This window comes from Citricoccus sp. I39-566 (genome assembly GCF_031432995.1).
Taxonomy (GTDB): Bacteria; Actinomycetota; Actinomycetes; order Actinomycetales; family Micrococcaceae; genus Citricoccus; species Citricoccus nitrophenolicus_A.
In genome coordinates this window covers 2,685,721-2,709,130 of sequence record NZ_CP133842.1, presented here as the reverse complement: position 1 = coordinate 2,709,130, position 23,410 = coordinate 2,685,721, and the positions used below count along the sequence as shown (strand labels likewise).

20 protein-coding genes are annotated in these 23,410 nt (G+C 71.7%); 18 read left to right on the top strand and 2 right to left on the bottom strand.

The features are described from left to right. Positions 1 to 5 precede the first annotated feature (5 nt). Entirely contained in the window at positions 6 to 1,523 is a 1,518-nt protein-coding gene (locus tag RE421_RS12415; protein ID WP_309810369.1) for a LysM peptidoglycan-binding domain-containing protein, read from the bottom strand. Between the two features lie 238 nt (positions 1,524 to 1,761). Between RE421_RS12415 and RE421_RS12410 the strand changes: the two genes are divergently transcribed. Continuing rightward, a complete protein-coding gene (locus tag RE421_RS12410; protein WP_309810366.1) occupies positions 1,762 to 2,151 on the top strand; it encodes an Rv2175c family DNA-binding protein in 390 nt (129 codons plus the stop codon). Between the two features lie 7 nt (positions 2,152 to 2,158). On the opposite strand, the gene RE421_RS12405 is transcribed toward RE421_RS12410, so the two are convergent. Then, positions 2,159 to 3,262: a polyprenyl synthetase family protein gene (locus RE421_RS12405; RefSeq protein ID WP_309810364.1), complete on the bottom strand. Its 1,104-nt coding sequence runs from the start codon at positions 3,260 to 3,262 to the stop codon at positions 2,159 to 2,161. A gap of 69 nt (positions 3,263 to 3,331) precedes the next feature. On the opposite strand from RE421_RS12405, the gene dinB reads away from it, so the two are divergent. The 17 genes from dinB (at position 3,332) to RE421_RS12320 (ending at position 23,361) form a co-directional block, all read left to right on the top strand. Next, positions 3,332 to 4,558: a DNA polymerase IV gene (gene dinB / locus RE421_RS12400; RefSeq protein WP_309810362.1), complete on the top strand. Its 1,227-nt coding sequence runs from the start codon at positions 3,332 to 3,334 to the stop codon at positions 4,556 to 4,558. Positions 4,559 to 4,671: 113 nt separating this feature from the next. Next, positions 4,672 to 5,034, top strand: coding sequence for a DUF3040 domain-containing protein (locus RE421_RS12395; RefSeq protein WP_309810360.1), 363 nt, complete (start codon positions 4,672 to 4,674; stop codon positions 5,032 to 5,034). A 536-nt stretch (positions 5,035 to 5,570) separates the two neighbouring features. Beyond that, positions 5,571 to 6,002 (top strand): division/cell wall cluster transcriptional repressor MraZ, encoded by a 432-nt coding sequence (gene mraZ, locus RE421_RS12390; protein WP_309810358.1) that lies wholly within the window; start codon positions 5,571 to 5,573, stop codon positions 6,000 to 6,002. Between the two features lie 250 nt (positions 6,003 to 6,252). Next, a complete protein-coding gene (gene rsmH, locus RE421_RS12385) occupies positions 6,253 to 7,203 on the top strand; it encodes a 16S rRNA (cytosine(1402)-N(4))-methyltransferase RsmH (RefSeq protein ID WP_309817387.1) in 951 nt (316 codons plus the stop codon). Then, positions 7,200 to 7,910 carry a hypothetical protein gene (locus tag RE421_RS12380; protein ID WP_309810355.1) on the top strand — a complete coding sequence of 237 codons (711 nt, stop codon included), beginning with the start codon at positions 7,200 to 7,202 and terminating at the stop codon, positions 7,908 to 7,910. Before rsmH ends, RE421_RS12380 begins: the two co-directional genes overlap by 4 nt. A 75-nt stretch (positions 7,911 to 7,985) precedes the next feature. After that, on the top strand, positions 7,986 to 9,776 hold the full coding sequence (locus RE421_RS12375; RefSeq protein WP_309810353.1) for a penicillin-binding protein 2: 1,791 nt from the start codon (positions 7,986 to 7,988) through the stop codon (positions 9,774 to 9,776). Between the two features lie 17 nt (positions 9,777 to 9,793). After that, positions 9,794 to 11,536 carry a UDP-N-acetylmuramoyl-L-alanyl-D-glutamate--2,6-diaminopimelate ligase gene (locus RE421_RS12370; RefSeq protein ID WP_309810350.1) on the top strand — a complete coding sequence of 581 codons (1,743 nt, stop codon included), beginning with the start codon at positions 9,794 to 9,796 and terminating at the stop codon, positions 11,534 to 11,536. Continuing rightward, a complete protein-coding gene (murF, locus tag RE421_RS12365; RefSeq protein ID WP_309810345.1) occupies positions 11,533 to 13,044 on the top strand; it encodes a UDP-N-acetylmuramoyl-tripeptide--D-alanyl-D-alanine ligase in 1,512 nt (503 codons plus the stop codon). The genes RE421_RS12370 and murF overlap by 4 nt, the downstream gene beginning before the upstream one ends. Then, positions 13,041 to 14,144 carry a phospho-N-acetylmuramoyl-pentapeptide-transferase gene (mraY, locus tag RE421_RS12360; protein ID WP_309810341.1) on the top strand — a complete coding sequence of 368 codons (1,104 nt, stop codon included), beginning with the start codon at positions 13,041 to 13,043 and terminating at the stop codon, positions 14,142 to 14,144. The genes murF and mraY overlap by 4 nt, the downstream gene beginning before the upstream one ends. Further along, on the top strand, positions 14,141 to 15,658 hold the full coding sequence (gene murD / locus RE421_RS12355; RefSeq protein WP_309810339.1) for a UDP-N-acetylmuramoyl-L-alanine--D-glutamate ligase: 1,518 nt from the start codon (positions 14,141 to 14,143) through the stop codon (positions 15,656 to 15,658). The genes mraY and murD overlap by 4 nt, the downstream gene beginning before the upstream one ends. A gap of 11 nt (positions 15,659 to 15,669) precedes the next feature. Then, positions 15,670 to 16,947: a putative lipid II flippase FtsW gene (ftsW, locus tag RE421_RS12350; RefSeq protein WP_309810336.1), complete on the top strand. Its 1,278-nt coding sequence runs from the start codon at positions 15,670 to 15,672 to the stop codon at positions 16,945 to 16,947. Beyond that, positions 16,944 to 18,107: an undecaprenyldiphospho-muramoylpentapeptide beta-N-acetylglucosaminyltransferase gene (gene murG, locus RE421_RS12345; protein WP_309810332.1), complete on the top strand. Its 1,164-nt coding sequence runs from the start codon at positions 16,944 to 16,946 to the stop codon at positions 18,105 to 18,107. Before ftsW ends, murG begins: the two co-directional genes overlap by 4 nt. After that, positions 18,104 to 19,606: a UDP-N-acetylmuramate--L-alanine ligase gene (murC, locus tag RE421_RS12340; RefSeq protein ID WP_309810329.1), complete on the top strand. Its 1,503-nt coding sequence runs from the start codon at positions 18,104 to 18,106 to the stop codon at positions 19,604 to 19,606. Before murG ends, murC begins: the two co-directional genes overlap by 4 nt. Beyond that, complete coding sequence (locus RE421_RS12335) at positions 19,603 to 20,379, top strand: cell division protein FtsQ/DivIB (RefSeq protein WP_309810326.1); 777 nt, start codon at positions 19,603 to 19,605, stop codon at positions 20,377 to 20,379. The genes murC and RE421_RS12335 overlap by 4 nt, the downstream gene beginning before the upstream one ends. 130 nt (positions 20,380 to 20,509) lie before the next feature. Beyond that, the gene (gene ftsZ, locus RE421_RS12330; RefSeq protein WP_309810323.1) at positions 20,510 to 21,742 is read left to right on the top strand and encodes a cell division protein FtsZ; all 1,233 of its coding nucleotides are present in this window, start codon (positions 20,510 to 20,512) and stop codon (positions 21,740 to 21,742) included. A gap of 30 nt (positions 21,743 to 21,772) precedes the next feature. Continuing rightward, positions 21,773 to 22,555: a polyphenol oxidase family protein gene (locus tag RE421_RS12325; RefSeq protein ID WP_309810320.1), complete on the top strand. Its 783-nt coding sequence runs from the start codon at positions 21,773 to 21,775 to the stop codon at positions 22,553 to 22,555. Next, positions 22,552 to 23,361 (top strand): YggS family pyridoxal phosphate-dependent enzyme, encoded by an 810-nt coding sequence (locus RE421_RS12320; RefSeq protein ID WP_309810317.1) that lies wholly within the window; start codon positions 22,552 to 22,554, stop codon positions 23,359 to 23,361. The genes RE421_RS12325 and RE421_RS12320 overlap by 4 nt, the downstream gene beginning before the upstream one ends. Positions 23,362 to 23,410: the final 49 nt, after the last annotated feature.

Here is a 23,410-nt window from a genome sequence, read left to right as displayed (position 1 = left end):
AGGGGTCAGAACCTCTTCATGTAGTTCTTGACCTTGGCCACGTAGGCCTTGGTGTCCGACTTCATGCCGTTGCGCTGCACACCGCCCAGGCCCTGGTAGTAGGCGGCCACGCCGATGTCGAAGGAACCGGCGGTGCGCTGCAGCTGCCGGATGATCGCGACGCCGGCCACGGCGTTGTCATGCGGATCCAGCAGGTTGAGCTTGCGGCCCACCAGATCGGAGGCCCATTCACCCGAGGACGGGATGACCTGCATGGTGCCGATGGCGTTGGCCGGTGACACGGAGGCGTGGTTGAAGCTCGACTCCGTGAACGCGTGGGCCAGGGCCAACGAGGGATCCACGCCCATCGAGCGGGCGGTGTCCGCCACGATGGCCTGCATCTGGGACCGGGAGGGGACCCCGGCGTCCAGCAGGGCGCGCTTGTTCGCATTGGCGTCGCGGACGATGTGGTCCGGGTACGTGTAGTGCAGGAACGTGTTCGGCACCAGGTCATCCTGGGCCGGCGTCGCGGCGGGGGCGGCCGAGCCGGAGAGCTTGAGCTTCTGCCCCGGGTAGATCGTGGAGGTGGAGGACAACCCGTTGGCCTTCAAGAGGGTGGACAGTCCCAGGCCGTTGCGGGCGGCGATCCCCGAGAGGGTGTCGCCGGACTTGACGGTGTAGGTCGAGGCTGCGGCGCCCGTGGTGGAGCCGGCGGAGGAGGACGGGGACGAGGAAGATCCGGCGGAGCCGGAGAGCCTGAGCTTCTGGCCCGGGTAGATCGTGGAGGTGGAGGACAGCCCGTTGGCGCTGAGCACTGCTGACAGGCTGACGCCGTTGCGGGAGGAGATGCCGTAGAGGGTGTCGCCGGACTTGACGGTGTAGGTCGAGGCTGCGGCGCCCGTGGTGGAGCCGGCGGAGGAGGACGGGGACGAGGAAGATCCGGCGGAGCCGGAGAGCCTGAGCTTCTGGCCCGGGTAGATCGTGGAGGTGGAGGACAGCCCGTTGGCGCTGAGCACTGCTGACAGGCTGACGCCGTGGCGGGAGGAGATGCCGTAGAGGGTGTCGCCGGACTTGACGGTGTAGGTCGAGGCTGGGGCGCCCGTGGTGGAGCCGGCGGAGGAGGACGGGGACGAGGAAGATCCGGCGGAGCCGGAGAGCTTGATCTGCTGCCCCGGGTGGATGATCGAGGACGCCGTGAGCCCGTTGGCGCTCAGCAGCGTGGACAGCGAGAGGTCATGACGCACGGCGATGTGGGACAGGGTGTCGCCGGATTTGACCGTGTAGGTGCCGGAGGCCTTCGCGGCCGTGATGGTGGGCCCGGTGAGGGATGCCGGGACACTGCTGGCCAGCTGTGCCGAGAAGAGGCGCACCTGGGCCGTCTCGATGTTGACCGGGGTGGCGGACCGGGGGGTGAGCGCCTGACGAGGGGCATCGGCCATGGCCGGCGCGGCCATGGCACCGGACCCGAACACCACGAGGGGCAGGGTCGTGGTGGCCAGAGCGGACTTCAGCAGGCGCGGCGCGCCTGAGCGGCGTTCAGTCATGTGGGATTTCCTCTAAAGGTGCTGCACCACCTGGTCCTCCGGCCACTCAAGTGAACAGAATGACGGACCTGACAGATGATGCCTGTAATGAAAATGTGACAGATGTAAACGTACCTGAAGGTAGTTACAGAAGGGAATCCAAACGGTAACGATTCGGCAACGCTGCCGCGTTGCGCGTGGACAGTCTCGCCGGGGGTCGGTGATACCAGATGTCCGGGGTGGTCGCTAGGCTGGACCGGTGAATATCGCCGCACGCACCCACGACGCACCGCAGGAACCAGAACTCGAGACCCTGGTGGGGGAGTGGGAGTTCTTCCCCGACCTCGCCGAGAAATGGGACATCCCCGTGACCCGGGTCCACAACATGGTCGGCGAGGGCCGCCTCCTGGCCGCGAAGGTCGGCGACCGTCAGGCCCGGGCCGTGCCGGCCCTGTTCCTGACGGAGGTCGGACCGCTGGAGTCGCTCAAGGGAACGCTCTCCGTGCTCCATGACGCGGGGTTCACGGACGAGCAGGCCATCCGGTGGCTCTACACCGAGGACGACACCCTGCCGGGCCGTCCCGTGGATGCGCTGCGGGAGGGGCGCAAGACGGAGATCCGCCGCCGGGCCCAGGCCCTCGCGTGGTAGGGGTGGCCTAGCGACCCTGGCCCAGGATCCTCCGCGCGAGACGGTCCAGCCCGCTGCGGGCGTCCTCGTGCATCGGCGCCTGCGCCAGGGCGGCCAGCGAGGCCTCGCCTAGTTCTGCCACGTCCCGTTCGACCCGGGCCCTGGCCCCGCTCGATTCCAGGAGCCGCTGGATCTGTGCCACGGCCTCGGGGCCGAGGTCCGGGTCGCCCAGCGCGGCCTCGAGCCGGTCCACCTGGTCGCCGGTGAGCAGGTCCAGGGCGTGGGCCACGAGCGCAGTGCGCTTACCCTCCCTCAGGTCGTCCCCGGCGGGCTTTCCGGTCACGGCGGGGTCACCGAAGACGCCCAGCAGGTCGTCCTGCAGCTGGAAGGCCTCACCCAGGGGGGAGGAGAGCCGCTCATAGTGCTCCAGGACGTGCTCGTCCGCTCCCGCCAGGACGCCGCCCAGGCCCAGCGGGTGGACCACGGAGTAGCGCGCGGACTTGAAGCGCAGCACGGTGCGGGCCCGTTCCAGCGCGGCGGCCGGATCGTGTCCCGGGACCTCCACCTCGTCCAGCACGTCCAGGTACTGGCCGGCCATCACCTCGAAGCGCATCTCGTTGAACAGGGCCCGTGCCCCTGCTGGGTTGGCGGAGGCCTCGGCCGCGGCGGCGAAGACCTCCTCGCTGAGGGACAGGCACAGATCCCCCGTCAGCACGGCGGCGGAGAGGCCGAAGTGCGCCGGGTCCTGGCGCCAGCCGGACCGGCGGTGCCGGGACTCGAAGGAGCGGTGGATGCTCGGGTCGCCTCGCCGGGTGTCGGACCGGTCCAGGATGTCGTCGTGGATGAGGGCCGCGGACTGGAACAGCTCGAGCGCGACGGCCGCGTCCAGGATCCGCCCGTCGTCCGCCGGGGCCCCGGTTCCCCGCCACCCCCACCAGGCCAGGACCGCGCGCATCCGCTTGCCGCCGCGGACGAGGCCGGCGATTGCCTCCACCAGGGGGGTCGCCGAATCCGAGATGGCGGCCGCCCGATCGTGATAGCCGGTCAGCAACTCGTCCAGGCGACGTCCGACGGCGCCGATGAACTCCGCTTCCTCAGCGGGGGCCGGAGGGACTGACGAGGTTTGGGACACGGTGCTCCTTGGGGCGGGATCGGCGGCCGTCCCAGCCTACCGGCCCCCGTGCGACCTAGGCTGGTGTGCATGGACGACTCCTGGGACGCCGTGGTGCTCCACGTGGATATGGACGCCTTCTTCCTGGCCGTCGAGCTGCTCGACCATCCCCAGCTGTCCGGTCGGCCTGCGCTGGTGGCACACCGTGGCGGCCGGTCGGTGGTGCTGTCCGCGTCCTACGAGGCCCGGGGTTTCGGCATCCGTTCGGCCATGCCGCTGGCCCACGCCATGGCGCTCTGCCCCGGCGTGGCCGTGATCGAGCCCCGCCATGGCCGCTATACCGAGGTCTCGAGGCAGGTCATGGGGATCCTCGGCGGCTTCACCCCCTTGCTGGAGCAGCTCAGCATCGACGAGGCCTTCCTGGACGTCTCCGGGGCACGACGCCGGCTCGGCACCCCCGCGCGGATCGGCAGCCTGATCCGTGCGCAGGTCCGGGAACGGACGGGACTGCCGTGCACCGTGGGCGCGGCCGCGACGAAGTCCGTGGCGAAGATCGCCTCCACCCGGGCCAAGCCCGACGGGCTGGCGGTGGTGCCGTCCGCCCGCACCCGGGAGTACCTGGACCCCCTGCCGGTCGGGGCGCTGTGGGGGGTCGGCCCCGTCCTGGGTCAGCGGCTGGTCGCGGCCGGCCTGACCACTGTCGGAGACCTGGCGGCCCAGTCACCGCAGCGCATGGAGCGATGGCTGGGCGTCCAGGGTCCGGCCCTGGTGAGACTGGCCCGGGGCATCGATCCCCGGCCCGTGACGCCGGAGCACGACACGAAGAGCCTTGGAGTGGAGCGTACCTTCGACGAGGACGTCCGGGACCCGGCCGAGTTGCACCGTCACCTCGTGGGGCTGTCCCACGAGGGCGCCATCCGGCTGCGCCGGGCGGGGTTCCGGGCCGGCGCGATCAGCGTCAAGGTCAAGGCGCCCGACCTGTCCGTCCGGACCCGCACCCTGACACTGGCCACGCCCACGGACTCCGCCGGTCCGATCGCCGAGGCTGCTGAGGGACTCCTGCGCGCGCTCCAGCAGGCCCACCGGGTCCCCGTGCGCCTGCTGGGCATCCGGGCGGAGCGGTTGTCCGGGGCCGGTGAGGCGGTGCAGGAGTCGCTGCTCTGGGAGGACGAGCGGCCCGCCGCCGACTGGTCCCAGGCGGACCGGGTGGCCGACGACATCCGCCGAAAGTTCCCCCGGGCCGGCCTGAGGCCGGCCACGCTGGTGGATCGGCAACCGCCCGCGGACGGTGGCTCCGGCCGGAAGGAGCTTCGCTAATCGCGGAACTGTCCGTCTTCACGGGTCAAGGGGCGTCACCGATATGGCGTGGGGGTGGCCGGGAGCCGTATGCTGGGTGGACGGGAAAGCCCGGTCCGGAAGAGGAGGCAGCGATGCCGTTGTCTGAGCGGGAGCAAAAGCTCCTGGAGCAGCTGGAACAGCAGCTGAATGCTGAGGATCCGCACTTTGCCACGAGCATGAGTGAGGCGGGGACCTCTCGTTTCTCGACCACGCGGTTGGTGGCGGGTGCGGTGACCGCGGCGGTGGGCCTCGGCGGCCTGCTCTGGGGGGTCTCCCAGCAGTTCATCTGGTTGGGGATCATCGGCTTCGTCATCATGGCGGCCGGCGTCTACGTGGCCACGGGGCGGTCCAAGGCATCCAGGGGCGGGGGTACGGCCTCCGCCGGCACCGCCAAGAAGAGCTCCCCGTTCATGGCCAACCTGGAACAGCGGTGGGAAGAACGTCGCAACCCCTGATCCCGAGACCGTGAGGTCCACCGTGTCCGGACCTCGCCGGTGCCCGTCGCCGGCATCACCCCGTCGCTGAGCGGCGGGGTTTTTTCGTGCCCGGTTCTCGCGCGCACGAGACGTGTCCTGAGGCACTCGCGCCTCCCCACTTCCCTCCCCACTTCCCTCCCCACTTCCCTCCCCACTTCCCTCCCCGGGCGGGCCCATCGCCTCTGACGGCCCGCCCGCGACCCGTCTCCGGCCCTTCGCTGCCCCCGTTGGCGCCCGCTGGGACCCCCTGTGGACCGGATTCCCCTCCACCTTCCTCCCTCGCCCTCCCCGGGTGCCCCCCCCTCGGCCACTGTTCAACCCGGATCCCTGTGATCACGAGGCAGCGGCGCCGCCGTCCGCCGCGCCCGGCAGTGCGGAAACCGCCCGCCACACCCGCCATCAGGGGGCGTCGTGGCTTGACGGTGGGGGGTTGTGGGGTAAAGTGGAGGACATCGGAGGATGGTGGTGCAGAAGGAGGGTCGGGCGAACCTCTCAGACGGCGAAGGCGGTGGGTCGTGTTCCTGGGGACCTACTCACCGCGGCTGGATGAGAAGGCGCGATTGATCCTTCCGGCCAAGTTCCGCGAGGAGCTGGCTGACGGTCTGGTCCTCACCCGGGGGCAGGAACGCTGCATCTACGTCTTCAGCGCGAGTGAGTTCGAACGGGTTCACGAGCAGATGAGGGCGGCGCCGCTGTCCTCGCGTCAGGCCAGGGACTACATCCGGGTGTTCCTGTCCGGCGCGTCGGATGAGACTCCGGACAAGCAGGGGCGGATCACCATCCCGGCCCCGCTGCGCAACTATGCGGGGCTGGACCGGGAACTCGCGGTGATCGGTGCCGGCACCCGGGCCGAGATCTGGGATGCCGGATCCTGGACCTCCTACCTGGAGGCCCAGGAGAACGCGTTCTCGGAGACAGACGAGGAAGTGCTTCCGGGGATCTTCTAGGAGACTCGGGACGGAGACCACCACAACCACACAGCGCGGACTCTTGAATGAGACCTCCAGCCGCCCACGGCCGGACCTGACCCGACTTCCCCCGGGCCAGGCACGGACCCGGTGCGCGGATGGGGATCTGATCCAAGGGTCCGCCTGTCACTTAAGGGAATGGACCACCGGTCCATCGAGACGGCGGAGAAGGGGGCGGCGCGGCGTGGCCACGGACGAGACACCAGCGCAGGACCGGCACGTGCCCGTCATGCAGGACCGCGTCCTCGACCTGCTGTCCCCGGGTCTGGACTCCGCCCGGAAGCGCGGACGCACTCCCGTCTACCTCGACGGGACCCTCGGCATGGGCGGCCACGCCGAGGCCGTCCTGCGGCGTCATCCAGAGGCCGTGGTGGTCGGCATCGACCGGGACACCGAGGCGCTGCGCCTGGCCGGGGAGCGGCTCTCCTGGGCCGGCGAGCGGCTCCGGACCTGGCACGGGACCTATGACCAGGTGGACGCGGCCCTGGCCGCCGCCGGGTTCGAGCAGGCCGACGCCATGCTGTACGACCTCGGGGTGTCCTCCTATCAGCTGGACGAGCGGGAGCGGGGATTCGCCTACTCCTACGATGCGCCGTTGGACATGCGCATGGACACCACCGCCGGCCTCACGGCGGCCGACGTGGTCAACGGCTACGACGAGAACCGCCTGCGCCGCATCATCCGCACCTGGGGTGAGGAGAAGTTCGCCGGGCGGATCGCCGCCGCCCTGGTCCGGGCGCGGGTGGACGCTCCGTTCGAGACCACGGGCCAGCTCGTGGAGGTCATCCGCGGGGCCGTGCCGGTGGCCGCCGGCAAGACCGGGGGCCACCCGGCCAAGCGCACCTTCCAGGCACTGCGCATCGAGGTCAACGAGGAACTCGAGGTCCTCGAGGAGGCCGTCCCGGCGGCGCTGCGTCGATTGAGCATCGGGGGACGACTGGTGGTGATGAGCTACCACTCACTGGAGGACCGCATCACCAAGCGGGCCATCACGGCGGACGCCACGTCCCTGACACCGCCGGGATTCCCCGTCGAGCTCGAGGAACACGCCCCCGTCGTCAAGGTCCTGACCCGGGGCGTGGACAAACCCACGGAAAAAGAAATCGAAGAAAACCCTCGCGCCTCCTCAGCAAAAGTGCGAGCAGTTGAGAAGATCAGAACATCAAGGAGCACAGCATGACCGCCACGCAGCAGCGATTCGCCATGCAGCCTGCCCAGACCCGCGCGAGCACCGCTCCGCAGATCGGACAGGCTGCTCCTTGGCAACCCGCCGTCCAGTCCGAAGTTCAGCCGGCAGCCCGGCCGGCGGGGCACGGTGCCCCGGCGCGCCGCCGGACTCCGCTGGCGGTCGTGCCCGCCCCGATCCGCAAGTCCGGCCGTGGCTTCGCCGCCCTGTGCATCGCCGTGCTGGTGGCCGCTCTCATGGCCGTGCTGATCACCAACATCACGGTGTCCAACCGGCAGTACGAGCTGGTCTCCCTCAAGAACGAACAGCTTGACCTCAGCCAGTCCAACGAGGTCCTGCGTCAGCAGGTGGAGCACCTGGAGGCCCCGCAGAACCTCTCGGCCGAGGCCCGTGAGCTGGGCATGGTGAACCCCGGGGACATCGCCTCCATCGACCTGGCCACCGGCGCCGTGACCGGGACGGCCACCGCAGCCGATGCCGAGGACCAGCCGGGCGGCCACGTGGCGGTCCCCGCGAGCCCCTCGGAAAAGCAGGAGGCCGCCACCGAGGCCGATCCGGAGGCTGCGGACACCGCTGCCCCGGCCGGCGGTGCCGAGGCCACCACGGAGGAACCGGCCGAGGCCACCACCACGGAGGAGCCCGCCGAGGACCTGAACGGCGGCACCATCCCGGCCCCGCAGTTCTCCGCTAGCGGCAACTGACCCCTGACCACCGTGTAAGACCCACCGCCTTGTAAGACCACCGAGCACCGGCCCCGGGCAGGAAGGACACCGTAGATGGCCAAGACACCCGGCACCGGCGAGACCGTGGAGACCAGCGGGCGGCGGTTGCGGTTCGGCGTGCTGATCGCCCTGGCCCTGCTGGCAGTGCTGGGCCTGCGCCTCGTGGTCATCCAGGGGGTCGACGCCTCGGGCCATGCCTCGGAAGCCATGGAGGAGCGGCTGCGCTCCGTCACGATCACCCCGGAGCGCGGCTCGATCCTCGATTCCCAGGGCCGCGTCCTGGCCGCCTCCGTGGACCGCTACGACCTCGTGGCGGACCAGCGGCTCGTCAAGGACTACCGTGCGTGGAATGACGAGACGAGCGAGATGGAGGACGTCTCCCTGGACGACTCCCTGCAGGAGCTCTCCACGGTGCTCGGCATCGAGGCGGGAGAGCTCAAGGATCGCATGGTCGGGGACCGCCCCTACAAGGTGATCGTCAAGCGGGTCACCCCGGAGGTCAAGGAGAAGGCCCTGGAGATCGGCATCCCCGGGCTGCTGGCCGAACCCGTGTCTGAACGCTCCTATCCGAACGGATCGGTGGCCGGGTCCATCCTCGGCTTCCTGGGCGGTGACGGGACCCCGCTGGAGGGCCTCGAGCTGAGCCAGGACGAGCGCCTCTCCGGCACGGCGGGCGAGCGGTCCTACGAGATCGCCGCGGACGGCGTGCGCATCCCCAACGCCGAGTTCTCCGAGACCCCGGCCGTGGACGGCCAGGACCTCCGGCTGACGATCGACCAGGACGTCCAGTGGTTCGCGCAGGAGGCCATCGCCGAGAAGACCGAGTCCTACGACGCCGCCTGGGGCAACATGACGGTGATGAACGCCAAGACCGGGGAGATCCTGGCGATGGCGGACTCGACCACCGTGGATCCCGCCGACCCGACGGCAACGGACACCCTGTTCTGGCGGCCCACCTCCCTGACCCAGTCCTACGAGCCGGGCTCCACCGGCAAGATCTCCACCTTCGCGACCGCGCTGGAGAAGGGCGTCTCGCCCACGGACACGTGGACGGTGCCCAACAAGCAGGAGTTCAACGGGCAGGTCATCAACGACTCGATGCCGCACGACACCTATGACATGACCACGGCCGGGATCTTCACCCGGTCCTACAACACCGGCACGGTGCAGGTGGCCGAGACGGTGGAGGACCAGGTCCGCTACGACTACCTGAAGCAGCTGGGCGTGGGGGAGCACCTGGACATCGGGCTGCCCGGCAGCAACCAGGGCATCCTCGTGGATCCCTCGCAGTGGGACTCCCGCCAGCGGTTCACCACCATGTTCGGCCAAGGCTATACGCAGACCACCCTGCACCTCGCGCAGATCCTGCAGACCGTGGCCAACGGCGGCGTGTCCAAGGACGCCCAGCTGATCGACGCCTACATCGACCCGGACGGCTCGGAGAACGTGGTCCCCGAGGCCGAGGGGACGCGCGTCTACTCCGAGGAGACCTCCGAGGAGATGCTGCGGCTGATGGAGGGCGTGGTGGAGCTGGGCACCGCCACCCCGGCCCAGATCCCGGGCTACCGCGTGGGCGGCAAGACCGGTACCGGTGAGGCGGCCGGGGTGGGCGGCTACAACGGCTACACGACGTCCTTCGCGGGCGTCGCGCCGCTGGACGACCCGCAGTTCGTGGTCGCCATCTCCGTGCACCGGCCACAGGGGGACTGGAAGACCTGGCAGGTGGAGGACACCGCCGCCGAGATGCTCTCCTACCTGCTGACCAAGTACAACGTGCCGCCGCAGGACCAGGAGCCCCAGAACTACGACGTCTTCCCGGATGAGCCGCAGAAGCGGCCCTGGTAGGAGTGGACCGCCGCGCCATGACCACACCTCTGACACCGGCCGAGCAGGATGCCGCCTTCAGGCCGGACCACACGGACCCGCTGGACTGGAACGACCTCGTCGAGGCGCTGAACCGCGCCGGTCAGCCCGTCGAGCTGATCGGCAGCCCCGGGGGCTGGCCCGTCGGTGACGGCCCCGTAGGCATCGCCATGGACTCCCGGGCGGTCCGTCCGGGCGATCTCTACGTCGGCGTGCCCGGGGCCAACCGGCACGGGGCCGAGTTCGCCGGGGCCGTCGTCGCCGCCGGGGCCGCCGGACTGCTCACGGACCGCCGGGGCGCCGAGCTGGCCACCGACCTGCCTCCGGGCACCCCGGTGCTGGTGGTGCGCGAGGTGCGCGACGCCGTCGGGCCCGCCGCCGCCGCCATCCACCGCAACGCCGGGGTCGGCCCGAGGATGTACGGGGTCACCGGGACCAACGGTAAGACGACCACCAGCTACTTCATCACCTCCCTCCTGCAGGCGGCCGGCGAGACGACGGGCCTGATCGGCACCATCGAGATCCGGGCGGGACGCCGCACGGTCCCCAGCACGCTCACCACCCCGGAATCGACCCAGCTGCACGCCCTGATGGCCCTGATGCGCCAGGAGCAGGTGGGCGCGGCGGCCATGGAGGTCTCCTCCCACGCCATCAGCTACCGCCGGATCGCCGGACTGCACTTCGCCGTGTCCGGTTTCACCAACCTGACCCAGGACCACCTGGACCTGCACGGGTCCATGGAGGAGTACTTCGCCGCCAAGGCCGGCCTGTTCAGCGCGCGCCGGTCCGGCCGGGCCGTCATCACGGTGGACGGCGGACCGGACGCCCCGGACGCGGACGGCACCACGTGGGGGACGCGGATGGCCGCGGCCGCCGACTGCCCCGTGGCGACCCTGTCCCTCGGCCCAGCCGCGGACCACGGCGGGGACCCCGTGACCGGCACGGACTGGGCCGTCACAGAGCTGGAGGCCGTGGGCCTCGGTCACCGCTTCACGCTGCGCCACGCGCCCAGCGGCCGCCTCGTGGCCGCCTCCACGGGACTGCCGGGCCGCTTCAACGTGGCCAACGCCGCCCTGGCCGCCGTGATGGTCTTCGAGTCCCTGCCGTTCTCCCACTGGGACGCGCTGTCCGCGCTGCTGGACGCGCCCGTCGGCGAGGGACCGTTCGCCACGGCCGTGCCCGGCCGCATGGAGGTGGTCGCCCATGCCCCGGACGCCATCGTGGACTTCGCCCACAACCCGGACGGGATGGAACGCGCCCTGGAATCGGTGCGCGATGCCCGCCGGGCCGCCGGCAACACCGAGGGCCGGACCATCCTCGTGTTCGGTGCCACGGGAGACCGGGACCGGGCCAAGCGCCCGGTGATGGGGCGCATCGCGGCCCGCTGGGCCGACGTCGTGATCGTCACGGACGATGACGCCCACACGGAGGAGCCCTCCGGGATCCGCGCGGAGGTCCTCGCCGGGGTCCGCGACGGCGCCGAGGAACAGGCGGCCGCCGGCCGGACGGTCCGCATCCACGAATCAGCGCCGCGCCAGGACGCCATCGAACTGGCCGTGTCCTTGGCCACACCACGGGACACCATCCTGCTGGCCGGCCGGGGCCACGAGACCGTGCAGGACATGGGCGGGGTGGACGTGCCCCTGGACGACCGGGTGGAGCTGCGGGCCGCCGTGGCGCGGCACGGTGCGGCCCCCTCATCAGATTCTCATGGGCGTGGACGTAAAGTTGACGGGTCATGATCGAACTTTCCGCAACCGCCGTCGCCGAGGCCACGGGCGGCACCCCGAGCGCCACCGTCAGCCCCGGGACCACGGTGGACACCGCCACCACCGACTCCCGGGAGGTCTCCGCGGGGACCCTGTTCATCGCGAAGCCGGGCGAGCACGCCGACGGGCACGACTTCATCGCCGCGGCCCGTGCGGCCGGGGCCACGCTCGTGCTGGCCGAGCGCGAGACCACGGACGGCCAGGGCCGGCCGGACCCCGCGATCATCGTGGACGACGTGGTGCTGGCGATGGGCCGCCTGGCCGCCTACATCGTGCAGCGGATCCGCGAGCACTCGCCCACCACGGTCATCGGCATCACCGGCTCGGCCGGCAAGACCACCACCAAGGACCTGCTGGCGGCGATCCTGTCCACCGCCGGGCCCACCGTGGCCCCCCAGAACTCCTACAACGGGGAGGTGGGCGTGCCGCTGACGGTCTTCCGGGCCGCCCTGGACACCCGCTACCTGGTCATCGAGATGGGCGCGGACAAGATCGGCAACATCGAGTACCTGTCCTCGATGGTGCGGCCGGACATCGGCGTGGTGCTGATGGTCGGCTCGGCGCACTCCGGCACGTTCGGCGGCGTGGAGAACATCGCCCGGACCAAGGGCGAGCTCGTGGAGGCCGTGTCCCCGGACGGCGTCGCCGTGCTCAACCGGGATGACGCCCGCGTGGCCGCGATGGCCGGGCGGACCCGCGGGTCGGTGGCATGGTTCTCCGTGGAGGAGGGTACCTTCCCCCTCGTGGACGCCGAACTGGCCGCGGGCACGGCGTCCTTCTCCGCCCTCGCCGACGCCCTGACCACGGACGACGGGGAACACCCGGAGTTCGACCTGCGGCTCGGCGCGGGCACCGGCGCCGAGCCCCACCACGTCGTCTCCGGGCTGATCGGCCGCCACCACGCCTCGAACATCGCCGCGGCGGCGGCGGCGGCGGCGGCCGCGGGCCTGGACGCCGAGGCCATCGCCCGGGTCCTCAACGGTGCCGGTGCCACCAGCCGCCGCCGGATGGAACGCACCGACCGCCCGGACGGCGTGACCGTGATCAACGACGCGTACAACGCGAACCCCGAGTCCATGCGGGCCGCCCTGCAGACCCTGGCCGTGATGGGCCGCTCGACCGGCCGGCGTACGTGGGCGGTCCTGGGCGAGATGCTCGAACTCGGTGAGGACCGCATCCGCGAGCACACGGCGATCGGCACTGCCGTGGTGCGCCTGAACATCGACCAGCTCCTCGTGGTGGGCGGCGGGGCGCGGCCCCTCTACACCTCTGCGGTCAACGAGGGGTCCTGGGGTGACGAGGTCGACTTCGCCGAGGACCTCGACGCCGCAGCCCAGACGCTGGCGCGCAGGCTGGCGCCCGGCGACATCGTCCTGTTCAAGTCCTCCAACGGTGCCCGACTGGGCGAGTTGGGCGATCGGATAGCCTGTGGACCGGCGGACGTCCCCACCACCGGGGACCGGAAGGAGCAGAGCCAGTGATCGGCCTGTTGATCGGTGCCCTCCTCGGGCTCGTGCTGACCCTCATCGGGACCCCGCTGTTCATCAAGTTCCTGGTGCACCAGGGCTATGGGCAGTTCATCCGCGACGACGGCCCCACCACCCACAAGACCAAGCGCGGCACCCCCACCATGGGCGGCACCGTGTTCGTGGTGGCGACCGTGCTCGCCTACTTCCTGACGCACTGGATCATGGGCGGGCTGCAGCTGGAGAACGCCGGCCCGACCTCCTCCGCCATGGTGCTGTTGCTGCTCATGGTGGGGATGGGCTTCGTGGGTTTCCTGGACGACTTCACCAAGATCTCCAACCAGCGCTCCCTGGGCCTGACCCCCTGGGCCAAGATCATCCTGCAGGCCGTGGTGGGCACGGCCTTCGCGGTGCTCGCCCTGAACTTCCCGAACGAGCGCGGGCTGACCCCCGCCTCCACGGCCATCTCCTTCGTGCGGGACCTGCCGATCGACCTGGCGTTCGCCGGCCCCGTGCTGGGGGTCATCCTGTTCGTCATCTGGTCCAACGTCATCACCACGGCCACCACCAACGCCGTCAACCTGACGGACGGCCTGGACGGCCTGGCCACCGGCGCCACCGCCATGATCACCGGCGCGTACATGCTGATCACCGTGTTCCAGGCCAACCAGCACTGCGGCGTCACCAGCGGGGGAGCGGGCTGCTACGAGGTCCGCGACCCGATGGACCTGGCCGTGCTGGCCGCCATCCTCACCGGCGCGCTCATCGGCTTCCTGTGGTGGAACACCTCCCCGGCCAAGATCTTCATGGGTGACACCGGCTCGCTCGCCCTCGGCGGCGCGCTGGCCGGCTTCGCCATCCTCTCCCGCACCGAGCTGCTGGTCATCATCCTGGCCGGGCTCATGGTCCTCATCACGCTCTCGGTGATCATCCAGGTCGGCTACTTCAAGATCTCCGGCGGCAAGCGGGTGTTCCTGATGGCCCCGCTGCAGCACCACTTCGAGCTCAAGGGCTGGGCCGAGGTCACGGTGGTCGTGCGCTTCTGGCTCATCGGCCTGCTGTGCGTCGGGGTCGGCATCGCGCTGTTCTACGGCGACTGGGTGCTCTCCCAGTGACCGGCACCGAGCGCCTGGCGCAGCTCACGTCCTGGGACGCCGACTGGTCCGGGCTGCGCGTGGTGGTGACCGGGCTCGGGCTCTCCGGCTTCTCCGCCGCCGACACCCTGGCCGAACTCGGCGCCGAGGTGGTGGCCGTGGACGGGCAGGACACCCCGGACACCCGCGGCAAGGCGGACACCCTGAGGATCGTGGGCGTGCGGGACGTGCTGCTCGGCGAGCAGCACACCACCACGGTGCCCGACGTCGGCGGCGCGGCTCCCGAGCTGATCGTCACCTCCCCGGGATGGCGGCCCGACCAGCCCCTGCTGGCGGCGGCGGCCGCCGCCGGGATCCCCATCTGGGGCGATGTGGAGCTGGCCTGGCGCGTCCGCGAGCGGGCGGGCCGCAAGACCGCGGACTGGCTTGTGGTGACCGGCACGAACGGCAAGACCACCACGGTCGGCATGGTCGAGTCCATGCTGCTGGCGGCCGGCCAGCGGGCCATCGCCTGCGGCAACGTGGGCACCCCCATCCTGGACGCCATCCGCGACCCGGAGGGCTGGGACACCATCGCGGTGGAGCTCTCCAGCTTCCAGCTGCACTGGACCCACCACATCGAGCCCGCGGCCTCGGCCGTGCTGAACATCGCCGAGGACCACGTGGACTGGCACGGCTCCTTCGAGGCGTACTGCGCGGACAAGGCCAGGATCTACGAGCACACCCGGGCGGCCTGCCTCTTCAACGAGGCCGAACCTCTCACCCTGCGGATGGTGGAGCAGGCGGACGTGGCGGAGGGCTGCCGCGCGGTCTCGTTCTCCACGGACACCCCCGGTCTGTCCATGCTGGGAGTCGTGGACGGGATCCTGGTGGACCGCGCCTTCCTCGAGAACCGGGCCCACCAGGCCCTGGAGCTCGGCCACCTCGAGGACCTGGGTCCCATCGCCCCGCAGCACCAGGTGGCCAACGCCCTCGCCGCGGCCGGACTGGTCCGGGCCATCGGCGTCCCGCCCGAGGCCGTCCGGGACGGCCTGCGGGCCTACCAGCCCGGCGACCACCGGATCCAGCTGGTGGCCAAGGCGGACGACGTGCTGTGGATCAACGACTCCAAGGCCACCAACCCGCACGCCGCCGATGCCTCGCTCGGGGCCTTCAGCCACGTCGTGTGGATCGCCGGCGGCCTGCCCAAGGGCGTGAGCTATGACGAGCTCGTGGCCCGCCATGCCGCCCGGCTGCGCGCCGTCGTGCTGATCGGCGCCGATCCCGGCGAACTCTCAGCGGCGCTGGGGCGACACGCGCCGGACGTCCCGGTTCTGTCCACGGCGGTGCGGGACACTGGAGACGACCCCTCGGACGGCCACCTGGCCATGGCTGCAGCGGTCCGTGAAGCCGATGCGGTGGCCCGGCCCGGGGACGTCGTGTTGATGGCGCCGGCAGCGGCGTCCATGGACCAGTTCGCCTCCTACGCCGACCGGGGAGACGCCTTTATCAACGCCGTCGCCCGCCTCATGGACACCAAGGGGCTGGGCAGCTAAGGAGCCCGAGCATGGTGACCACCCCCATCCGGCCGTCGAGCCGCACTCGGGGTCCAGCCAGGACCGGGACCGCGCCGCAGCGCCCCACCTCGAGGGTGGCGCGGTGGTGGCAACGGTGGTGGGCCTTCCTCGAGGGCCAGGACTCCGCCCGTACCTCGTTCTTCCTGATCCTGGGCTGTGCCGCGGCCCTGACCGTGATCGGGCTGGTCATGGTGCTGTCCTCCTCCTCGGTGGAGAACATCGGCGAGACCTCCGGCTCCTACGACCTGTTCATCCGCCAGGCGGTCTTCGGCGTCCTCGGACTCGGCCTGATGCTCGTGCTCTCCCGGCTGGGCCCGGAGCGGCTGCGGGTGCTGGCGTGGCCGGCGATCATCGCCGCCGTGATCCTGCTGGCACTCGTGCTGACGCCGCTCGGACACGAGGTCAACGGCAACCGGAACTGGCTCAAGATCGGCGGCTTCACGGCCCAGCCCTCCGAGGCCGCCAAGCTGGCCCTGGCCCTGTGGGCCGGCGTGGTGCTCGAGCGCAAGGCCGCCCTGATCGGCCGGCTCCAGCACGCCATCGTGCCGGTGCTGTTCCCCGTGGGTGCGGTCCTGCTGGGCCTGATCATGCTGGGCCGGGACCTGGGCACCGCCATGGTGATCATGCTGATCCTGGCGGCGGTGCTGTTCCTGGCCGGCACGAAGCTGCGCTACTTCCTGGTGGCGGGTGGCGTCGGGGCCCTGGCCGCCATCATCCTCGCCCTGACCTCTGCCAACCGTGCTGTGCGCATCCAGGCCTGGCTCGGCAATTGTGAGTTCCCCACGGAGCCGTGCTACCAGCCGGACCACGGCATGTATGCCCTTGCCTCCGGCGGGTGGTGGGGCGTGGGGCTGGGGCAGTCCCGCCAGAAGTGGAGCTACATCCCCGAGGCGGAGAACGACTTCATCTTCACCATCCTGGGCGAGGAATTGGGCCTGGTGGGCACGCTGCTCGTGGTCGGGCTCTTCGCCGGCCTGGCCATCGGCATGTTCCGGGTGGCCCGCCGCTCCACCTCACTGTTCGTCAAGATCACCACGGGCGGCATCCTCGCGTGGATCATCGGCCAGGCCTTCATCAACATCGCCATGGTCACCGGCCTGCTGCCCGTGATCGGCGTCCCGCTGCCGTTCATCTCGTACGGTGGCTCCGCCCTGACCCTGGTCCTGGCCGGCGTGGGCATCGTGCTGTCCTTCGCCCGCGAGCAGAGCCGGCAGGACCGCACGGCCACCCACGCCGTCGCCGCGACGGCCCCAGGAGGCATCCGATGACCGAACCACTGCTGACTGAACCACTGCGCGTGGTCCTCGCCGGCGGCGGCACCGCCGGCCATGTCAGCCCGATGCTGGCGATCGCCCGGGCGCTGGAGGAGCTGCCGCCTGGACCGGGCGCCGGGGCGGTGCGGTGCACCATGGTCGGCACCACCACGGGACTGGAGACCCGGCTCGTGCCGCAGGCCGGGTACGCACTGGACACCATCGACCGGGTGCCCATGCCCCGCCGGCCCACCATGGACCTGGTGCGGCTGCCCGTGCGGCTGCGCCGGGCCGTCGCCCAGGCCGGGGAGATCCTCGCGAGGCGCCGGGCCGACGTCGTGGTGGGCGTGGGCGGCTACGTCTCCACGCCTGTGTACCTGGCCGCCGTGCGCCGCGGGATCCCGCTGGTGATCCACGAGGCCAACGTCCGCGCCGGACTGGCCAACAAGGTCGGGGCCCGCCGCGCCGCCGTGGTCGCCACCGCCTTCCCGGAGACCGCCCTGGCCGGCGCCCGGTGCGTCGGCATGCCCATGCGCCGGGAGATCTCCACCCTGGACCGCTCCGCGTCCCGCAGCGAGGCCCGCCGCGCCCTCGGCCTGGACCAGTCCACGCCCACCGTGGTGGTGACCGGCGGATCGTCCGGGGCGCTGAACCTCAACCGCGCCGTCGCGGGCTCGCTGCCCCACCTCGCGGCCGCCGGGCTGCAGGTGCTGCACCTGACCGGGCGGGACAAGCAGGTGCTCGGGCCGGACGGCACCCCGGTCAGCTCGCCCGGCTACCACCAGAGGGAGTACCTGGACGGCATGGAACAGGCCTACGCGGCCGCCGACCTCATCGTGGCCCGCGCCGGCTCCGGCACGGTCCACGAGCTGGCCGCCGTCGGCCTGCCCTCCGTCCTGGTGCCCCTGCCGGTCGGCAACGGGGAACAGGCCCTCAACGCGAGGGGGCTCGTGGCGGCCGGCGGCGCCCTGACGGTCCGGGATGAGGCCTTCACCCCCGAGTGGATCGACCGGGAGCTGATCCCCCTGGCCCTGGACGCGGAACGGCTGCTGGCGATGTCCGCCGCGGCCGGGCGCCTCGGCGTCTGCGATGCCGACCGCACCATGGCCCGCCTCGTGGTGCAGGCCGCCGGCCGCACCCTGCCCACCACCGACCGTTCGGGAGAAGACCAGTGACCCAGCCCGAGATCCCCGCCGCAGACCGCCAGGACCTGGCCGGACTGGGACGTGTCCACTTCCTCGGCCTCGGCGGGGTCGGCGTCTCCGGGATCGCCCGGATCATGCAGCAGCGGGGGACCCGGATCTCCGGGACCGATGCCAAGGACCTGCCGGTGATGCGCGAGCTCGAGGCCGCCGGGGCCACCGTCTTCGTGGGCTATGACGCCGCCCACCTGGACGGGGTCGGCGCGGACGGCGCCGGCCCCGTGGACACGGTGATCGCCTCCTCGATCGCCGGCCCGGGCAATCCCGAGTACGACGCCGCGGTGGAGCGCGGCCTGCCCGTCCTCCACCGCTCCGAGGGACTCGCCGCGGCCATGGCCGGGCACCGGGTGCTGGCCGTCGCCGGCACCCACGGCAAGACCACCACCTCCTCCATGGCCGCCATGACCTTCGCCCGCGCCGGAGCCGAGCCCACCTTCGCCGTGGGTGCCGCCGTCGCCGGCCTCGGGACGAACGCCGCGGCCGGGACGGGCGAGTGGTTCATCGCCGAGGCGGACGAATCGGACGGCACCCTGCTGAACTACCGCCCCGAGATCGCGATCCTGACCAATGTGGAGGCCGACCACCTGGACCACTACGGCTCCGAGGAGGCCGTCACCCAGGTGTTCCGGGACTTCATCCGGCTCCTGCCCCGCGACGGCGTCCTGGTGGCGTGCGGCGACGATCCCGGCGCGCGCGAGGCCGCCGACTGGGCCCGGGCGGCCCGGGCCCAGGGAGCCGACTCGCCGCGGGTGGTCACCTACGGCTCGGATCCCGGGCGGTCCGACGACCTGGTGCTCGTGGACAGCTCGCTCACCGGCCTGGACGGCGGCACCGGCCAACGCGTGACCTACCGGTGGCAGGACGGCACCGAGACGGGACTCACCCTGAGCGTCCCCGGCCTGCACAACGCGCTCAACGCCGCCGCCGTGCTGCTGGCCGCGCACCACGCCGGCCTGGACCGCACCGCCGCGGCGGGCGGCCTCGAGCAGTTCCGGGGCACGGCGCGCCGCTTCGAGTACCGCGGCCAGGAGGCGGGCGTGCGCGTCTTCGACGACTACGCCCACCACCCGACCGAGGTGGCCGCGGCCATCGCCGCCGGCCGGACCGTGGCCGGGGAGCACCGGCTCCACGTGCTGTTCCAGCCCCACCTGTTCTCCCGGACCCGGGACTTCGCCCCGGGATTCGCCGCGGCCCTCTCGCAGGCCGACGGCGTCCGGGTCCTGCCCGTCTACCCGGCCCGCGAGGAGCCGATCCCCGGGGTCGGCTCCCACCTCATCGCCGAGCGGGTGGACACGCCCCTGCCCGGGTCGCGGATCGTGCCCGAGGACGCGGCGGCGGCCGTGGAGTCCCTCGTGGAGCCGGTGCGGCCCGGCGACGTCATCGTGACCATGGGAGCCGGCGACGTCACCGCCCAGGCGGACGCGATCCTGGACGCCCTCGCGGGACGACCGGCGCGGGCGGAGAGGGCATGACGCAGACCGGACAGCAGCACCAGGCCCCGGACACGGACAACGTCCTCGAGTTCCCCGAGACCCACGACCAGGCCCGCAGGCGGCACCGCAGGGTGTGGTGGATCAGCGGCGCCGGTCTGCTGGTGCTCCTGGCCGCGCTCGGCGCGGTCCTGTACTTCTCCCCGGTGCTGGCGATCACCACCGTCAAGGTCGCCGGCACGGACCTGCTGGCCCAGGAGCGGGCTGAGAAGCTGCTGGAGCCGGTCCGCGGCCGTCCGCTGCCGCAGGTCGGCCAGCGGACCGTGGAGGATCTCCTGTCGGGCGAACCGGCGGTGGACACCGTCCGCGTCCACGCCGAGCCGCCCCATGACCTCTCCGTGGAGGTGGTGGAGCACGAGCCGGTGGCCATGGTCCCGGACGGCGGGGACCGGACCCTCTACTCGGCGGCCGGTGCGGCGCTGGCGACCGTCCCGGAGGACCGCGCCGCCGCCTACCAGCTGCCGATCGTGGCCAGCGCCGCCGACATCAGCGACCCGGCGGTCTTCGACGCCATCACCTCGGTGCTCGGAACCCTGCCGGAATCGATCCGGACGCGGATGGAGTCCGCCTCCGCGGAGACGATCGACTCGGTGACCCTGACCCTGACGGACGGCCGGACGGTGCTGTGGGGCAACCCCGAGCAGGGGGCACGGAAGGCCCAGGTCCTGGAGGCCCTGTTGAAGGTCCCGGAGAACGAGGAGGACCCCGTGCGGGAGTTCGATGTCTCCACCCCGGACCGCCCCGTGACCCGCTGAACGACGACACACCGGTGGCCGGTCTTTGCACGATCGGCGCCGGCACCATAACGTTTCACCCAGAAGTCAGGTTGACATAACACTAACCTTCAACCTGAACGTTAAGCCAACCGAGCAAGGGACATCTACTGTGGCAGCACCCCAGAACTACCTGGCCGTCATCAAGGTCGTCGGCATCGGCGGGGCCGGCGTGAACGCCGTCAACCGCATGATCGACGTCGGACTCCGCGGCGTGGAGTTCATCGCCATCAACACCGACGCCCAGGCGCTGCTCATGAGTGATGCCGACGTGAAGCTGGACGTGGGCCGCGAGCTCACCCGCGGACTCGGAGCCGGGGCGAACCCGGAGGTCGGCCGGCAGGCCGCCGAGGACCATGCGGAGGAGATCGAGGAGGTCCTGCGCGGGGCGGACATGGTCTTCGTGACCGCCGGCGAGGGCGGCGGCACCGGGACCGGCGGCGCGCCCGTCGTGGCCCGCATCGCCCGCTCGCTCGGCGCGCTGACCATCGGCGTGGTGACGCGCCCGTTCACCTTCGAGGGCCGCCGTCGCGCGACCTCGGCCGAGTCCGGCATCGACGGGCTGCGGGACGAGGTCGACACCCTGATCGTCATCCCGAACGACCGCCTGCTGTCCATCTCGGACCGCAACGTCTCCGTGCTGGATGCCTTCAAGTCCGCGGACCAGGTGCTCCTGTCGGGCGTCCAGGGCATCACCGACCTCATCACCACCCCGGGCCTGATCAACCTGGACTTCGCGGACGTGAAGTCCGTCATGCAGGGCGCGGGCTCGGCCCTCATGGGCATCGGCTCCGCCCAGGGCGAGGACCGGGCCGTCAAGGCCGCCGAGCTGGCCATCGCCTCGCCGCTGCTGGAGGCCTCCATCGACGGCGCCCACGGCGTGCTGCTGTCCATCCAGGGCGGCTCCGACCTCGGTCTGTTCGAGATCAACGAGGCCGCCCGGCTGGTCCAGGAGGTGGCGCACCCGGAGGCGAACATCATCTTCGGCGCCGTCATCGACGACGCGCTCGGGGACGAGGCCCGTATCACCGTCATCGCCGCCGGCTTCGACCAGGTGGACGCCACCTCGGCCCCGTCCGGCGGGTTCAACACCGGCACGAAGCCGCAGGGCCAGCAGGCCACCCTGCCGGGCTCGCAGAACGGCGGCACCTCGTCCCCGAACCAGCCGGTCCCGAACCAGCCGGTCCCGAACCGCCCGGTTCCGGCGCTGCCGGAGTCCGCCCCCGCGGCCGAGACCTCCGGGTACCAGGCCGAGCCGGCGCAGCAGGACCTGCCGACCGTGGTGGAGCCGGACCTGTCCGGCACCGGCCGTGACGACCTGGACGTGCCCGACTTCCTGAAGTAGGCGGACCGGAGGAGGCGGAGGACAGTCCCGGTGCTCCAGTACCCGGCGGGGCAGGCCCCGTTCCTGTGGCGGGTCGAGCCCGCCCCCGGCCTGCACGTGGCGTTCACCGGGGTCGACGCCGGCAACCTCGCCTTCCACGTCAGCGGCACCCTGGCCGGAGAGGCGGCCCGCGAGTCCACCGCCGCCGCGAGGCACCGCCTGGAGGACGCCATGGGCGTCGAGCGCGGGCGCACCGAGTACCTGTCCCAGGTCCACTCGGCCCGGGTGGTGCCGGCGCAGGGCCGCGGCTGGGCCGGCGGCCGGGCGCCGCGGGAGGCCGACGCCCTCGTCAGCGCCACCGGGTGCGACCCCCTGGCCATCATGGTGGCCGACTGTCTCCCCGTGGTGCTGGTCTCCCGGCCTGCGGGGCGGGATGGCGTCACCGGACCCACGGCCGTGGCGCATGCCGGACGGCGCGGACTGCTGGACGGGGTGCTGGAGAACACCGTCCACCGCCTGCGGCAGGACGGCGCCGGAGCCGGGCCGGGTGACATCCAGGCGTGGATCGGACCCGCGATCTGCGGCCGGTGCTACGAGGTGCCGGAGCCGATGCGGGCGGATGGGGCCGCGCGCATCCCGGCCACCGGTTCCACGACCTCGTGGGGCACCCCCGCACTGGACCTTCCCGCCGGGGCCGACTCCGTCCTGACGGGGCTCGGGGTCACCGTGCACCACAGCGGCCTCTGCACCCTGGAGGACCACCGCGCGTACTCGCACCGCCGGGAACCGGGCCGCGGCCGGTCCGTGGGCCTGGTGTGGCAGAACCAACCATGAGTGAGGATGCAATGCAGGAATCGGCACCCGAGGCCCGGACGGCGGAGTTGGGCCACGCGCTCGAGGCCGTCCGGCGCCGCATCGACCGGGCCGTGGCCACGGCCGGCCGGGACAGCACGCCCCGGCTCATCGTCGTCACCAAGTTCCACCCGGCCGCGGACGTGCGGCGGCTGGCCGGGCTCGGCGTCCAGGACGTCGGGGAGAACCGGGACCAGGAGGCCCGCGCCAAGGCGGCCGAGGTGGAGGCCCTGGCCGAGGCCGCCGGCACCGGGCCGTCCGGACTCCACTGGCACTTCATCGGCCAGCTGCAGTCCAACAAGGCCAAGTACGTGGTGCGCTACGCCGCGGCGGTGCACTCCGTGGACCGCGCATCGCTCGTGACGGCCCTGTCCTCGGCCATGACCCGTGAACAGGAGCGTCGCCAGGACGCCGGGCTGCCCCGGCGCGAGGACCTCGACTGCCTCATCCAGGTGGACCTGGACCCACGCCCGGCGCACGAGCGTCCGGAGGGGATCGGGTCCCGCGGCGGGGCAGCTCCGGACGGGCTGCTGACCCTGGCGGACCGGATCGCCGGGGCCGAGGGACTGTCGCTGCGCGGGCTCATGGCCGTCGCGCCCCTCGGGCTGGACCCGGAGCCGGCCTTCCGGCGGCTGCGGGAGCTCTCCGGCGCCGTGGCCTCCCGGCATCCCGGGGCCACCTGGATCTCGGCGGGCATGAGCCAGGACCTGGAGCAGGCGGTGGCCGCGGGGGCGACACACCTTCGGATCGGCACTGATGTCCTCGGGCCCCGCCCCGAGGTGGGTTAACCTCGAAGGTGTCTGCTTCGAGGCGGATGACGCAGGGCCGGGAGCTCCC